The sequence below is a fragment of the Martelella sp. HB161492 genome, assembly GCF_013184775.1.
Lineage (GTDB): Bacteria > Pseudomonadota > Alphaproteobacteria > Rhizobiales > Rhizobiaceae > Martelella.
Genome location: NZ_JAATVV010000006.1, coordinates 254,575 through 269,036, shown reverse-complemented (window position 1 = coordinate 269,036; position 14,462 = coordinate 254,575). Strand labels below are relative to the sequence as shown.

13 protein-coding genes are annotated in these 14,462 nt (G+C 62.1%); 10 read left to right on the top strand and 3 right to left on the bottom strand.

Going from position 1 to position 14,462, the window contains the following annotated elements; all coding sequences use genetic code 11:
* Positions 1 to 25 precede the first annotated feature (25 nt).
* Both HCK86_RS12145 and HCK86_RS12140 read right to left on the bottom strand, forming a co-directional pair.
* On the bottom strand, positions 26 to 1,519 hold the full coding sequence (locus HCK86_RS12145; protein WP_176084733.1) for an ABC transporter substrate-binding protein: 1,494 nt from the start codon (positions 1,517 to 1,519) through the stop codon (positions 26 to 28).
* 73 nt (positions 1,520 to 1,592) lie between these two features.
* On the bottom strand, positions 1,593 to 3,239 hold the full coding sequence (locus tag HCK86_RS12140; RefSeq protein WP_176084732.1) for an ABC transporter family substrate-binding protein: 1,647 nt from the start codon (positions 3,237 to 3,239) through the stop codon (positions 1,593 to 1,595).
* Between the two features lie 158 nt (positions 3,240 to 3,397).
* Between HCK86_RS12140 and HCK86_RS12135 the strand changes: the two genes are divergently transcribed.
* The 10 genes from HCK86_RS12135 (at position 3,398) to HCK86_RS12090 (ending at position 13,670) form a co-directional block, all read left to right on the top strand.
* The gene (locus tag HCK86_RS12135) at positions 3,398 to 4,723 is read left to right on the top strand and encodes an aminotransferase class I/II-fold pyridoxal phosphate-dependent enzyme (RefSeq protein ID WP_176084731.1); all 1,326 of its coding nucleotides are present in this window, start codon (positions 3,398 to 3,400) and stop codon (positions 4,721 to 4,723) included.
* Positions 4,724 to 4,999: 276 nt separating this feature from the next.
* On the top strand, positions 5,000 to 5,716 hold the full coding sequence (locus HCK86_RS12130) for a TetR family transcriptional regulator (RefSeq protein WP_176084730.1): 717 nt from the start codon (positions 5,000 to 5,002) through the stop codon (positions 5,714 to 5,716).
* Between the two features lie 35 nt (positions 5,717 to 5,751).
* On the top strand, positions 5,752 to 7,257 hold the full coding sequence (locus tag HCK86_RS12125) for an ABC transporter substrate-binding protein (protein WP_176084840.1): 1,506 nt from the start codon (positions 5,752 to 5,754) through the stop codon (positions 7,255 to 7,257).
* Between the two features lie 16 nt (positions 7,258 to 7,273).
* Positions 7,274 to 8,269, top strand: a complete 996-nt coding sequence (locus tag HCK86_RS12120) for an ABC transporter ATP-binding protein (protein ID WP_176084729.1) — start codon at positions 7,274 to 7,276, stop codon at positions 8,267 to 8,269.
* A gap of 2 nt (positions 8,270 to 8,271) precedes the next feature.
* Complete coding sequence (locus tag HCK86_RS12115; protein WP_246739566.1) at positions 8,272 to 9,282, top strand: oligopeptide/dipeptide ABC transporter ATP-binding protein; 1,011 nt, start codon at positions 8,272 to 8,274, stop codon at positions 9,280 to 9,282.
* Positions 9,282 to 10,220, top strand: a complete 939-nt coding sequence (locus HCK86_RS12110) for an ABC transporter permease (RefSeq protein ID WP_176084728.1) — start codon at positions 9,282 to 9,284, stop codon at positions 10,218 to 10,220. Before HCK86_RS12115 ends, HCK86_RS12110 begins: the two co-directional genes overlap by 1 nt.
* Positions 10,217 to 11,107, top strand: a complete 891-nt coding sequence (locus HCK86_RS12105; protein ID WP_176084727.1) for an ABC transporter permease — start codon at positions 10,217 to 10,219, stop codon at positions 11,105 to 11,107. Before HCK86_RS12110 ends, HCK86_RS12105 begins: the two co-directional genes overlap by 4 nt.
* A 71-nt stretch (positions 11,108 to 11,178) precedes the next feature.
* The gene (locus tag HCK86_RS12100; protein WP_176084726.1) at positions 11,179 to 12,189 is read left to right on the top strand and encodes a fumarylacetoacetate hydrolase family protein; all 1,011 of its coding nucleotides are present in this window, start codon (positions 11,179 to 11,181) and stop codon (positions 12,187 to 12,189) included.
* A gap of 7 nt (positions 12,190 to 12,196) precedes the next feature.
* Positions 12,197 to 12,916, top strand: coding sequence for an RraA family protein (locus tag HCK86_RS12095; RefSeq protein WP_176084725.1), 720 nt, complete (start codon positions 12,197 to 12,199; stop codon positions 12,914 to 12,916).
* 4 nt (positions 12,917 to 12,920) lie between these two features.
* Positions 12,921 to 13,670 (top strand): alpha/beta hydrolase, encoded by a 750-nt coding sequence (locus HCK86_RS12090; protein WP_176084724.1) that lies wholly within the window; start codon positions 12,921 to 12,923, stop codon positions 13,668 to 13,670.
* Between the two features lie 34 nt (positions 13,671 to 13,704).
* Here the strand turns inward: HCK86_RS12090 and HCK86_RS12085 are convergent, their stop codons facing one another.
* Positions 13,705 to 14,391 carry a TetR/AcrR family transcriptional regulator gene (locus HCK86_RS12085; RefSeq protein ID WP_176084723.1) on the bottom strand — a complete coding sequence of 229 codons (687 nt, stop codon included), beginning with the start codon at positions 14,389 to 14,391 and terminating at the stop codon, positions 13,705 to 13,707.
* Positions 14,392 to 14,462 lie beyond the last annotated feature (71 nt).

Genomic DNA, 14,462 nt, shown 5'->3' with positions numbered 1-14,462 from the left:
CGTTCTCACAGCATCACTTTCCTTTTTATTGTTCCGCGACCGGGCGAATCCGGCCCCAGTGCCACCAGGGGATCGAATAATCGAGCTGGTCAGCCCAGCCGAAAAATCGCTTCGAGCGGGCATAATAGGTGCCGTACCAGAGAAGCGGAACGAACTCACAATCGCGCTGCCAGACCTCTTGCAGGCGACGGTAGTGAACGCCGCGTTCCGCCCGGCTCATCGCGCTGCGGCCAGCGGCATAGGCGGCATCGGCATCCTTGTTGTGATGCAGGCCCATATTGTTGAGGCCGGTCGAGGAATATTTGGTGGAGGTGATGTCGATATCGGGCGCCATGGTGCCGCCGACGATGATCAGATCGAAGTCATGCTCCCGGCGGATGCGCCTGGACCAGTCCACCGAGGTCAGGCCTTCATGCTCCACAGTGAAGCCAAGGGCGCTGAGGTTGCGGGCGACGATTGCCGCGAGCGCGCGGTGGCCATGGAAGATTTCCATGAAATAGAGCCTGATCCTGCCGCGCGCGCCCGAGGCATCGCGGGTAAGGCCGCTTTCATTCAAAAGCTGCTCGGCGCCGTCCAGGTCAAAACCGGGGGCCCTGGCATCGGGATTGAAGGCCCAGCCCACCGATTCCAGCAGATAGTGGTCCCAGGCAAAGCTGGTCCCCGGATCGGCGATCTTTGCGATATCGGCACGGTTGACGGCCTTGGCAATGGCCTCCCGGCGCCGCTGGTCGGCCCAGAGCGGGCTGCCATGATTGAAGTCGAGCAGCGCCATGCCCGGCCCCTTGTTGCGCATCAGTTCGACATTGTCCGCACCATCGATCAGGTGGAGACGGTCATAGGTGAGGGTATCCTGCGGGAAGAAATCCGCTTCCCCGCGCACCACCATTTTCACGCATTCATCGCGATCGGGCTGGATCTTCAGGATCAGGCGATCGATCTCTGGCTGCGGTCCCCAGTGGTTCTTGACCTTTTCGAGAACGATCTGCTTGCCCTTTTCCCATTCGACCAGACGGAAGGGGCCGGAGCCGACAGGCTTGAGATTGTGCGGATTGGTATCCCAGTCCGTACCCTCGTAGAGATGGCGCGGCAGGAAATGCGAGAAGATGAAATTGCCAAGCTGCACCAGAAATCCGGAATTCGGCCCGCTCAGATGATAGTCCACGGTATAATCGTTGACGGCGACGATATCCTCGACATCGGTGAGAAACATGGCCCCGGTATAGCCCATCTTCTTGGCATGCAGATGCGTATAGGTGACATCATGGGCGGTGAAGGGCACGCCGTCCTGCCAGCGCGCCGCCTGATTGAGATGGAAGCGCCAGCGACGCGCCCCGTCCAGCATTTCCCAATGGGTGGCGAGATCCGGATAGGAGCCGTCGAAATTGTACCACTCGGTCAGAACCATGCGGTTATAGATGTTGTTGCAGACCAGATAGCCGGCCGAGGCGGTGTAGTTGCGGTGCACATCATTGAAATGCACCGCGTCGTGCGGGGTCGCGACGACGAAGTCGATGCTCATGGTGAGATCTTTCAAGAAAGGATGGCGGATGCGGAGCCACCGTCATGCGGCTGGCTCCGCCTAGTTTTCGCGATCAGTCGGCCTTCAGGCCCCAATCCGCGATGTTCATCGTCGTGCCGTATTTGGAAGGATTGACGAAGATATTGGCATAGCTGTCGGAGTAGACGGCCATGTTGGTGATCGGGAAAAGCGGAACGACGATCGCATCCGACAGAAGCGCGCGGTCGAGTTCGTTGGTCAGTTCGGCCGTCTTGGCGTCATCCAGCGTCACCGAAATTTCGTCGACCAGCTTGTCCACGGTCGGCGAGGAATAGCCGAAATAGTTGCGCGCGGCACCCGTCTGGTACCACTGGGCCAGCGACAAGGCGCCAAGATCCAGTGCTGTCGCCGTGGCATAGATATCGAAATTCCCGGCCTTGGCTTCCGGCGTGTAGCGTGAGCGGTCGGCTGCGTCGATGGTCGCGGTGATGCCGATCTGGGCCAGTTCCGACTGGGCCAGCTCGGCCAGCTGAACGCGGATGGGATCGGCCGAATAGGTCAGGATGTCGATATCGCGCAGCAGATTGCCATCCGGCGTATGCAGCTTGCCGTCAACAAATGTGTAGCCGGCGTCTGTCAGAAGCGCTTTCGCACCTTCGACGTCACCCGTGCCGACCCCGGTCGCGCCGGTATTGTCCTGAAGCTCTTTCTGGCCCGGAATATAGGCGGTACTGGTCATCGGTTCGGCATCATCAACATACTGGCCCACCGTGCGGCGGGTCATGTCGGCAATGTCGAGAACCTTTGTGATCGCCTTGCGCAGCGCAAGATCGCCCATCACATCACCATTGGCCTTCAGCGAGAAATGATAATAGGTCAGCGTCGGGCCGATCTCGACATTGACGCCGAACATCTGGTTTGCCTGCTCCACCGTATCGAGCGTCGTGCCGCCGTAGACGGCGTTGATCTCGCCGTTCTCAAGCGCAGTCAGCTGTTCGGAAACCGATGTGATGTAGCGGGTACGGATGGTATCGAGATGAGCGGGCGAGCCATACCATTTCGGGTTCTTCACCATCGTCATGGCGACACCGTCCTGATAGTCACTGACCATGTAGGGGCCGCCCGAGACCTTCGGCACATTCTCCGACAGGCCGACATTGAAGGAGGTTGCGAGATCGCCATAGCTTTCGGCGACATGCGCCGGGAGAATGAAGGGAAACAGCGTCTTCCAGGGTGCGAAGGGCTTCGCGAAGGTGATGCGGACGAGCTTGCCCGTATCATTGGTCTCGATCGAGGAGACGAGATCATAACCCTGGGTGAATGCAGCCTTGCAGTCAGGGCAGGCGCGCGGATCCTGCACCTTCTGGGTATATTCGAAATCCTTGACCGTGATCGGCGTACCGTCGGACCAGACCGCATCATCGCGGATGACATATTCCACCACCATCGGGTCCTGGCTCACGACCTTGGCCGAGGTCAGGAAATCGGCGTTGACACTGACGCTGGCATCCGTCCCGGTCACGAAGGGATGCGGATAGAGCGGCCATTGCTGCTGGCGGTTGGTGGTAATATCACCAATCGCCGAAACCGGGTTCCAGTTCGGCGGCGAATTGGTTGAGGCGATGGTCAGCTCGCCGCCCTCCTTGACAGCAACCACATCTGCGGCGCGGACGGCAGCGGCTGATAAAGCGAGTGCAAGCGAGAGAGCAAGCACGGAAGATGAATTACGGACGGAAAACAACAGCGCTTCCTTTCCCTGAAATGGAGGCGTGAAAATCGATGGTGAGACAATCCGGCGCTGCCATTTTGTTGTGCAGTGCCTATTTGAAGGCTAGTGCTCGACTTTTGTTTTGGTCAATATATTTATGTTCACAAACATAATATTTTGAAGACATGACCATGCTTGACCAGATCGTAAAACGCGTTGCGATGCGCAATCCGCGCGCACTCAGCCGCACCATCATGGAAATGGTGGCCGAAGGCACGATTGCACCGGGGACCCGAATGCCGACGGTGCGCGCCGTCGGCCAGGCGCTCGGCATGAGCACGGCAAGCGTGGCCGCCGCCTGGCACGAGCTTGTGGACTGGCGGGTGCTGGAAACGCGCAGGCGCGGCGGTACCGTCGTTCTCGGTCCCGCTCTGGCTCCGCGCGCCACCCGCTACGATGTCATGATGAAGGCCTCCGAGGGGATTCCGCTCAACCTCGGTCATCTGACCCCGGACCCTGCCATCCTGCCGCCTCTGCAGCGCGCCTTCATGGCGGCACTTGCCTCGCCGGGCATCAATGAGGCGACGCCGACCCCCATCAGTCTGCCGCTGCGGCAGGCGGTGGCGCCGCTCTGGCCGTTTCAGCCGCAATCGATGATGGCCACCCATGGCGGCATCGCTGCAGCCGAATTGGCGCTCGCCACCACGGTTCGCCCTGGCGACAGGGTGATCGTCGATCAGCCGACGATCTCGCGTATTCTCGACATTTGCGAAAGCCTTGGCGTCAAGCCGGTTCCGGTCACCTATCGCGATGGCGGGCCTGATCTTGACGAACTATCCCGCGCACTGAAGCAACGGCCGGCGGCCTTCCTCTACCAGCCGGTCGGAAACCATCCGACCGGCTTCTCGGTCACGCCCGCATGGATCGAAAGCGCCGCCGCACTGATCGGCGACAGCCACATGCCGGTGATCGAACTGGTTCAGACCCCGCTTCTGCATCAGCGTCCCTGGCTGTCGCTGGGCGCAAAGCTGCCGCGCAGTGTCATTCATGTTCATTCCTATAACTTCTTCGCCGGCACGGATATGCGTCTCGCCGTCGCCGGTGGCAGCGACTATTACATCGACCGCATGTGGCAGAGGCTCACCTTTTCCTCCGGTTGGGTGAGCCATATTCTTCAGGATGCACTGGCCTTCCAGTTGAGCGATCCGGTGGCCAAGGCCGAGGTGGCAGACTATGTCGCGCTGTGCCGCAGCCGGCATGCGCGCATGCTCTCAGCCTTGCGCGCCGTCGGCTTTGACCTGCCGGAGACGGACGGACCGGCAATCTGGCTGCCGGTTCCCGACGAATATGTCATCACCAACCAGTTAACCAGCCGGGGGGTCGTCGTCCATCCCGGCAGCTATTTTTCCGTCACTCCGCTGGAGTCGGACCATGTGCTGATAAACGGGACGGCCCTGAACGGAAATCAGGATGACATCGCTCGCCTGATCCGCTCGATCTTTACCAACTGGGACTGACGCAATTGCCATCGGCTCCGATGATGGAGGCGTTCACGGGAGGCTTCTCGGCGGCCTTTCCCGGTCGGAAAGCGCATCAGCGCTTGGAAAAAATAAAACAAGCGTTTTGAATTTATTATCATATTGATTTTGAAACTTTTATTTGAAACATCTGTTCATATTAACGCTTGTCTGATGGATTTTTGGGGCGATATGGCGGTTGTCTGGCTTGACGATATCCAAAATTCCTGCTCTTAAATCAAAAAAATAAAACAAGCGTTTTATTGGAGGGGCGCCGTGGACACCGAAATCATGAAAGAAGAAGCCTCTTCAGAAATCGATGTAAAACAACGACTTCTCGATTCAGGCATTACCCTGTTCGGCATACGCGGCCTCACCGGACCGACGGTTCGCGAGATAACGGATCGGGCAAAATGCAATCTTTCGGCGATGAACTATTATTTTGGCAGCCGCGAGCGTTTCCTGGAGGCGGTTCTGGTCCATGTCTTCCAGCCGATCCGGCGCCGCCGTGACGCAACGCTGAAAGCCGCCATCGAGCGCCATCCGGACCGTCCGGTTCCCGTGCACGAGCTTGTCGAGGCCTGGATTCTGCCGCTTCTGGAAGCACCGCGGGATGAGGATGGCGGACGCATTGTCGTTCGGTTCATCCAGCAGCTCTGGGCTGATCCGGCCGGCCGGCCGCTCAATTTCGTCCAGCATTCCTATGATTATGGTGCCTTCAGCTATATCGACGCCTTCTGTCGCTCGCTTCCGTCTTTCACCCGCGCCGAGATCGTCTGGCGCTATGAAATGATGCGCGGCGCGGCGCTGCACGCCCTTGCCGACTGCGATCCGATCTCCCCGACCTTCAAGCGGCTGATGACAGATCAGCCCGGCATCGATGTCGAGCAGACCGACCTCGTACGCCGGCAGATCGTCAGCTATTGCGCCTCCGGCTTTGTCGCCCAGCCCCTCTGGGCGACGTCAAATCTCAAAGAAAAAGAGCAGGGATAACCCGTGCCAAAAAACTCCAGAAACAGGAACACAACATGCTCCCCGCAAACAGACGCCAATTTCTCAAGGTTGCCGCCGCCGGCGGCATCGCCGCCGTTCTTCCATGGCAGCTCTCGCAGGCTCTCGCCCAACAGGTGAAAGAGCCGCTGATCTTCGGAACGCTTTACGGTTTCACCGATCTCAATCCGCTGACCAAGCTGGTCCATTCCTTCCAGTACATGATCTTCGACGGTCTGACGGCCATGGATCCGGCAACGGCGGAAGCGGTGCCTAATCTCGCCGCGCGCTGGACGCAGAATTCGGACACCGAGATGGTGTTCACCCTGCGCGATGACGTCAACTTCTCCGACGGTTCGCCGATGACGGCGGACGATGTCGTCTTTTCCATCGAGACCGAGCTCAGCGAAAAACTCTCGCATTCTTCGGTGCTTGCAACGATCGCATCGGCCGAGGCCATCGATGCGCATACCGTACGCATCACCACCAAGGGACCGGATCCGCTGCTCACCAAGCGTCTGGCACTGCTCTTCGTCGTCAGCAAGGCAGCCTATGCGGCAGCGGGCACCAAGCAGTTCGGCCTGAGCCCGGTTGGTACCGGTCAATACAAGATGAAGGATCTCACGCCCGGTTCGTCCTTTTCGCTCACCGCGGCCGAGGGCAACTGGAAAGGGGCACCGGCAACAAAGAACGTCCGTTTTGATGTCTATGCCGACGGAAACGCGCTGCTGGCGGCGACCGAGACGGGGCAGATCGATGTTGCCCAGCAGCTTCCGACCGACGCCACGGCCGGCATTGATGGCTATGATCTCGCCAAGATTGCGGTCGGATCGCCCTTCCTGCTTCAGCTGAAGACGACGGAACCGCCCTTTGACGACAAGCGCGTGCGCCAGGCGGTCAACATGGCGATCAATACGGACGCCATTCTCCAGGTCATCATGCAGGGGGTCGGAACAAGGCTTCAGGGGCAGCTGCCGGGGCCGGATTGCGTCGGCCACAATCCGGACGTGACCGATTATCCTTACGATCTCGACGCCGCCAGGAAGCTGATGGCCGAGGCGGGCTTTGCCGATGGTTTCGACACCGAACTGGTCGGCCAGCAGCGCGACCGCGCTCTGCTCGAGGCGGTGGCCGGGGAGCTCGCCAATATCGGCATCCGCGCAACGGTGACGCCGCTTGAATATTCGGTCTGGGTCCAGGCCTGGCGGCAGGGTACGCAATGGCCGGTCTTCGCCAAGGGGCTCGATTATTCGCCGCTTTACGATGCGGACCAGTCCTATCAGTGGGTGACCGCCGGCGATGATGGCCGGAAGGGATGGATCGACCCGCACTGGGATGAGATGCTCGCGGCATCGCGCGTGACGCTCGACCCCGCCAAGCGGCTCGATATCCTGCATCAGATGGCGTCTTATCTGCACGATGAGGCACCGTTCATCTTCCTCTATTCGCAGCAATGGCTTGTCGCCAGCGCCGAAGGGATGTCCGGGCTGAAGCTCGATACCGGCAAGTTCATCAATGCCGCCACGGCTTCGCTTCCGGCCTGATCACAGAGCAAAACTCATGAAAACGCAGCAGGCTGAACGCCGCGCGACCGACATTGTCGATCTCGTGGTCGAGGATCTACGGGTCTCTGGCCCCGATCATGAAATCGTGCACGGGATCTCGTTTTCGGTGCGACGGGGAGAGATGCTTGCCATTGCCGGGGAATCCGGCTCCGGCAAGTCGGTCTCCTGTCTTGCCGCCATCCGCCTGCTGCCCGACAACCTGAAGACCTCCGGCTCGGTGGTCTTTCGCGGCGCAAACGTTCTGGAAATGAGCGAAGCGGAGCTCAGGGCCTTTCACGCCACTGCAGCCCGCGTCGTCTTCCAGGATCCGTGGAGCGCGCTCAATCCGATGATGACCATCGGTCAGCAGCTGGAGGAATCGGCTCTGTCGGCGGGCAGCCGAAACCGTGCTGCCGCGCGGTCCGCGGCGATCGAGGCGCTGGAACTCGTCAACGTCTCCGACCCGGAGCGGCGCATGGCCCAGCGCCCGCGCGCCCTTTCGGGCGGGCTGTTGCAGCGGGTGGTGATCGCCATGGCGCTGATCGGCAATCCGAGCCTGCTGATCTGTGACGAGCCGACGACCGCGCTCGATGCCAGCACCGAAACGCAGGTGATGGACCTGCTTCTCGAACTCAACCGCAAGCTTGGCACCTCGGTCATCCTCACCACCCATGATCTCGGTCTGATCGGCGATTATTGTGACCGCGTTGCGGTGATGTATGCGGGCCGGTTGGTCGAGACCGGGCCCGTTGCGGACACCTTCTCTAATCCGCGCCATCCCTATACCCGGGCGCTCCTCGGCGCGATGCCGGGCACGGCGCATGTCCCGCCCTTTTCCGATCTTGCCACCATTGACGGACAACCGCCGGCGCCAGGTGCGCGGATCGCCGGCTGCGCCTTTGCACCGCGCTGTCCCTCCGCTTTCGACCGCTGCCGCAAGGAGCGGCCGCCGCTTAGGGCGGTTGCTGGCGCGGATGAGGCCGGCGCGGCCTGCTGGCTGAGCGAGGTATGACAATGACTGATAACACAGCCGACACTACGGAAAGAATGCCGCCGCGTCCGGTGATCGAGACCGTCGATCTTCGCACCCATTTCCGGATTGGCCGGGGCAAGGTGCTGAAGGCGGTTGATGGCATCAGCCTGTCGATCCTGCCGGGTCGGACGCTGGCGCTGGTCGGTGAAAGCGGATCGGGAAAGAGCACCTATGGCCGCACGATCGCCCAGCTCGAAGGGGCGACCTCCGGCGCCATCCTGCTCGAAGGCCACGATATCGCCGGGGCGCGCGGCCGTGAGCTGCGCCATGTCTATGAACGCCTGCAGATGGTGTTCCAGAACCCGATGACCTCGCTCAGCCCGCGCTTTTCAATCCGCCGCACCCTGACGGAGCCGCTCAAGCTGCACAAGCGCGGCGATGCCACCGAGCGCGAGGCGCGCGCCCGCGCCCTTCTTGCTCAGGTCGGCCTGCGCGAGGATTTTCTCGGCTCCTATCCAGGCCACATGTCCGGCGGCCAGCGCCAGCGCATCGGCATTGCCCGCGCTCTGGCGCTGGAGCCGAAGCTGATCATCGCCGATGAGCCGACCGCCTCGCTCGACGTTTCGACCCAGGCGCAGGTGATCAACCTGATGCTGAAGCTCCAGCGCGATCTCGATCTCGCTTATCTCTTCATCACCCATGACCTCAGGATCGCGCGCCATATCAGCCATGACACGGCGGTCATGTATCTCGGCAAGGTGGTCGAGAAAGCGCCGACGGCATCCTTGTTCGCCGCCCCCGCCCATCCCTATACCGCGGGCCTCGTCGCCCGAAGACGGCCCGGCGAAAAGGCCGGGCTGACCGGCTCCGTGCCTTCGCAGATCGACCGTCCGGCGGGCTGTCATTTTGCCGGGCGCTGTCCGCTCGCAACGGATCTCTGCCGCCGCGAATATCCCGAAATGCGCATGTGGCAGCCCGGCCATATCGTCGCCTGCCACCGGGCGGGCGAGATTGCCAACGTGATGCCGCCCGCAGCGCCGGAGGCCGTGTGATGAACGAGAATGTCACCTATTTCGCCATGAAGCTGCTGCGGGTCGTGCTGACCGTTCTCGGCATCATGACGATCCTGTTCTTCATGCTTCAGCTCGGCTCGGACCCGGCGGCGATCATGGCCGGGCCGGGGGCGACTGACGAGATGATCGCGGCGACACGTGTCCGGCTCGGGCTCGATCAGCCGGTCATCCTGCAATATGTCACCTTTCTGCGCGGCATCGTCACCGGCGATTTCGGCCTGTCCTTCGTCTATCAGCAGCCGGCGCTCGGCGTTGTGCTGCGCTCGGTTCCGGCAAGCCTTGCCATCGTGCTGCCGTCGATCGTGCTGTCGGTCATTCTCGGCATCGGCATCGGCGTGGCGGCGGCGACCTCGCGTTATCGGCGCATTTCGAGCACGATCATGACCGTTACCTTCCTCGGTCAGGCGGTTCCCTTCTTCTGGCTCGGCATCGTGTTCATGCTGATCTTCGGGCTCAAGCTGCGCTGGCTTCCGGCCGTCGGCAGCGGCGGCATCGAGCACCTCGTCCTGCCGGTCGCCGCCATCACAGTGTCCCATCTTGCAGCACTGTCGCGGCTGACGCGGGGCGAGGTCAGCGACATGCTGCACCGTCCCTTCGTCACCACGGCGCGCTCCAAGGGCTTGAGCCGCGGTCGGGTGATCTGGCGGCACGCGGTGCCCAATGCGCTGCCGCCGGTCGTCTCCTGGTGCGCGCTCACCTTCGCCTTCGCCATGGGCCAGCTGCTGATCGTGGAGCCGCTCTTTGCCTATCACGGTCTCGGCTATCTGGTGATCTCGGCGGTCAAGGGACAGGACTTCCCGCTCGTCGAGGCCGGGGTCTTCGTCATCGCCACGATCGTGGCACTCGCAACGGTTCTGGCCGACATCGTCAACGCCATGATCGACACCAGCCTGAAGAGCAGGGGGCAAAAGGCATGAGCGATGAAACCATGAACGCCACGGCCGTCTCTCCCTCCTTCGGCAAGAGGCTCGTTGACCTCTACCGCAACCTCGGTCCACGCATCTTCGCGACGGCGCTTCTTTCGGTCATCGTCATCGTGGTGATCGCCGCGCCGCTTTTTGCGCCCCATGATCCGATCGTGCAGAACCTGATGCTGTCGCGCCGTCCGCCGGCCTGGCTTGGCGGCAGCTGGGACTACCCACTCGGAACCGACGCCTTCGGGCGCGATCTCTTAAGCCGGCTGATCTATGGCGGCCGGATATCGCTCTTCGTCGCACTGATCGCGGCGACCATTTCGATGGTCATCGGTACCCTGCTCGGCCTTCTGGCCGGCTGGTTCGAGGGGCGGACGGGGGCCTTCATCCTCGGCCTTGCGGATGTGAAGTTCTCCCTGCCTTTCTATGTCGTTGCCGTCTCCATGGCCGCGACCATAGGGCCTGGCATGCAGAACCTCATCATCCTGCTGGCGATCTGGGGCTGGCCGAATTATGCGCGCACCGTCGCCGTCGTTTCGGCCCAGACCCGGCGGCTCGATTATATCGCCGCCTCGCGGATGCAGGGCGCGGGGACCGCGCGTCTGATCCTCACCCATATCCTGCCGCGTTGCCTGAGCGTCGTCGTGATCATCTGGTCCGGCATGGTCGGCAGCTACATCCTCGTCGAAAGCGCGCTCAGCTTCATCGGCCTCGGCGTGCAGGTTCCAACCTTCTCATGGGGCTCGATGCTGTCGAGCGCCCAGAGCGAACTGCGTCGTGCCTGGTGGATTGCGATCTTCCCGGGCGCGGTTCTCACCACCGTCATCGTCTGCGTCTTCCTGACCGGCGACCTGCTTCGCGATCACCTCGACCCCAGCGCGAAGCGCTGACCGAGCGCTGACGAAACATAAATGCGCGAAGCGCTGACCAAACCACAATCTTGTCTGAACGGAGTACTGAAATGAAACTAGCAACCATCGAGATCGCCGGAATGCAGCGCGTTGCCGGCTCGCTGGACGGCGAGACGCTCTTTGATCTCGTCCGCCTGTCGGAGGATTTTTCGATCGGCCCGAAGGGCTTCCCGGCAACCATGATCGATCTGTTCGAATCCGGCCAGATGATGGACGCTTTCGTCGAAGCCTGCGAAAAGGCGATCCCCTCGGCCGCCGGCGCTCCCTATGCCTATGCGGCGGCTGACGTCACCTGGTGCGCGCCCGTGCCGAAGCCCTCCAAGGTCGTCTGCGTCAATTCCAACCGCCCGACCTCCAATGTCGAGCAGATGGAGCCGCAATATGGCGGCGGCTGGCCGCGTGCGATCTTCTTCCTCAAGGCGCCGAGCGCCATCAGCGCCAACAAGGGCACGCTCGAGGTCTTCAGCGAGATGAACTCGAAGATCCAGCCCGAGGGCGAGCCGGCGGTGGTGATCGGCAAGCGCGCGACCCGCGTGAAGGCGGAAGACGCGATGCAGTATGTCGCCGGCCTGTCGCTGATGAACGACGTTTCCGCCTCGCTCTTCGGCCTCCAGGACGCCGTGGTGATGATGATCCCCGGCAAGGACGGGGCGAAGGAGAAGTTCATCAACCGCGCCATGGCCCGCTCCAAGGGCGTCGATACCTTCGCGCCCTTCGGACCGTTCATCGTGCCGATCAAGGATATCGGCAATCCGGAGGATGTCCGCGTGACGACGCGCATCTACCATACCGACGGCACGGTCGACACCATCCAGGACGGCACCATCGGCGAGCAGCGCTTCCCGATCGGCGAGATCATCGAGACCATCACCCGCAACATGACGCTCGAACCGGGCGATGTGATCGCCATGGGCGCACCGAACATGGCGCCGGGCTATTATCTGCGTCGCGGCGACCTCGGCCAGGAAGACGGCGGCAGGATCGAACTCGAGGGCACCGGCATCGGCACGCTGTCGAGCAATATCCGCGTGCGCAGCCTTGCTGCCCTTGCGGCCGAGTGAGGCAGAAATGACGATCGAAAACACGGCGGCGCTGAAAGCGCCGCCCTTCCAGAAAGTTCCGCCACGCATCGGTTCCGCGCCGGAGGCGGCGGATGAGGCGGCCATCGCCTTCCTGAAGACCAGGGCCGCCGCCGATATTTCGGATGTTGTCGGGCCGCTCTATACGCTCGACCCGGCGATCCGGGCGCTGACGCCCGCCGGTGGCACGATGGTTGGCCAGGCGGTTACGGTCAAGGCGGCCCCCGGCGACAACCGCGCCATCGTCGGTGCCATGGGCTTTGCCGGCAAGAACCAGGTTCTGGTCGTCGACTGGCGCGGCTATGTCGGGGCCTGCGGCTCGGGCGCGCTGTCGCTGGCCACGCCGGTTGCCAACGGGCTCGCGGGCGTCGTCATCGATGGCGCCTGGCGCGATCTTGCCGAAGTCGAGGAACTCGGATTGCCGCTTTTCGGGCGCTGCAGCGCGGTCTATTCGCCGGCCAAGGCGCATCTCGGCGAGGTCAATGTCCCGGTCCATTGCGGTGGCGTCGTCATCGAGCCCGGCGATCTGATCGTCGGCGATGGCGAGGGTGTCGCAGTGATCCCGGCGCGCCATATCGGCGATGTCGTCGCGATCCTTGCCGCCAAGAAAAGCGCCGACGTGTCGCCGGAAGCCCTGCGCGGCCGCGCCGAGGCGCGCCATGTGGCCTTCCTAGCCGATATCGAGAAGGCCGGCGGCGGAAAGGTCTGATCCGGTGCACCTCCTCCTGATCCCCGGCATGTGGCAGGGAGGCTGGGCCTTCGGGCCGGTTCTGGACCGGCTTGCGGCCCGTCCTCTTCCCGACGGCCTTGCCGTCAGCGCCTGCGACCTGCCCATGGCCGCGGGGACAGGGCTTCTTGACCATTTCGAGACACTTCTGGGTGATGCGGCCGCCAGTCATGGCGAGCCGCTGATCCTCGTTGCGCACTCTTATGGTGGTACACCGGCCATCATGCTTGCCGATGCAATGCCGGAGCGTGTGGCAGGCCTGCTGCTGGTCGATGCGGCTTTGCCCCGCGACGGGTTTTCCGTGATCGACGGCTATCCCGCGGCTCACCGGGAGCAGCTGAAGACGCGGCTTTGCGGTAGTGGACGCAATGCCGTGCTTCCGCCGCGCAGGGCCGTCGAACTCGGCATTTCGGATCCCCGCGCGGCCGCGGAGTTCGACAATCTTGCTCGCCCTTTTCCCTTTCTGGCGATGAGCGAGCCTGTTTCGCTGACAGGGCGCTGGACCCGGGTCACCCATCGCCGGGCGATCCTCGCTGCCCTTGGGCCGCGCGGCGGGGCTGAAGCATGCGCCGCCTATCGGGCGGCCTGTCTGGAGGCGGGGATCGGTGTCGAGGTCTGGGACTGTGGCCATCAGGTCATGAACGAACGGCCCGATCTGCTGGCAGAGGCGATCTGCTCACTCGTGGCAGACTGTCTGGCAGACTGTCTGAACGAGAGACCACGCCCCGTGGATTGATGTTTCGGCAACCCGTTCTGCCACGGTTGCCGGATCAGACCGATTTGCAAAATCCGGCAAGAATCATGTCGATCACTTTCTGCACGGCGGCTTCGTCGAGCCTGAAACACGGCTCTGCCGGCAGATCTTCGTTGGGTTCGATCATCAGATGCTCGAACCGCCGCGAGACCGGATCGAGATTGGCAAGCATATGCACCGATGCGCCGCGCGCAAATTCATAGTTCCAGACGATTTCCGCCAGCGACAGCGTCGGGAAGGTCCGTTGCATCGCCTGTATGAAACGGCGTGCCGCATGGCTGTTGATGTTGAAGTTGTCGTAGCCCGCCCGCGCATCGACGCGCATCTGGAAGACATTGCGGACATAAAGGCTTCCGCCATCAACGGAGCGTGACATGGTCAGGATGGGCTCGATCAGCGCTTCGAGAATCTGGCGCGGCTGCAGCACCTTGTCCGCGCTTTTCATCTCCATGTCGTTAAGCCGGGCGAGGCGCTCCCGGTTGACATCGCCGGTTATCTCCTGCGTGGCGAGCCGCACCAGCGCATCCTTCGACTGGAAATAGTAGTTCACGGCGGCGGTGTTGGCGCCGGAGGCATTGGTGATGTCGCGCACCGTCGTGCTCTTCGGTCCCTTGCGGGCGACCAGCTCCTTGGCGACATTGAGAATGATATCGCGCGTTTCATTTCGGCGCGATGCGCTTTCTGCCTCGTCCTGCTCCGTCATGATGTTCCTTTCCCTCCCGGATTGCCCTGCTGTAGCCAAAAAAAACCGCTTGCGCCACTCTTTGTTTGAAG

Coding starts and splice junctions, on each gene's coding strand:
- HCK86_RS12145 (WP_176084733.1), bottom strand. CDS start 1,519: ATGAGCATCGACTTCGTCGTCGCGACCCCGCACGACGCGGTGCATTTC.
- HCK86_RS12135 (WP_176084731.1), top strand. CDS start 3,398: ATGCTTGACCAGATCGTAAAACGCGTTGCGATGCGCAATCCGCGCGCA.
- HCK86_RS12125 (WP_176084840.1), top strand. CDS start 5,752: ATGCTCCCCGCAAACAGACGCCAATTTCTCAAGGTTGCCGCCGCCGGC.
- HCK86_RS12120 (WP_176084729.1), top strand. CDS start 7,274: ATGAAAACGCAGCAGGCTGAACGCCGCGCGACCGACATTGTCGATCTC.
- HCK86_RS12115 (WP_246739566.1), top strand. CDS start 8,272: ATGACTGATAACACAGCCGACACTACGGAAAGAATGCCGCCGCGTCCG.
- HCK86_RS12110 (WP_176084728.1), top strand. CDS start 9,282: ATGAACGAGAATGTCACCTATTTCGCCATGAAGCTGCTGCGGGTCGTG.
- HCK86_RS12105 (WP_176084727.1), top strand. CDS start 10,217: ATGAGCGATGAAACCATGAACGCCACGGCCGTCTCTCCCTCCTTCGGC.
- HCK86_RS12100 (WP_176084726.1), top strand. CDS start 11,179: ATGAAACTAGCAACCATCGAGATCGCCGGAATGCAGCGCGTTGCCGGC.
- HCK86_RS12095 (WP_176084725.1), top strand. CDS start 12,197: ATGACGATCGAAAACACGGCGGCGCTGAAAGCGCCGCCCTTCCAGAAA.
- HCK86_RS12085 (WP_176084723.1), bottom strand. CDS start 14,391: ATGACGGAGCAGGACGAGGCAGAAAGCGCATCGCGCCGAAATGAAACG.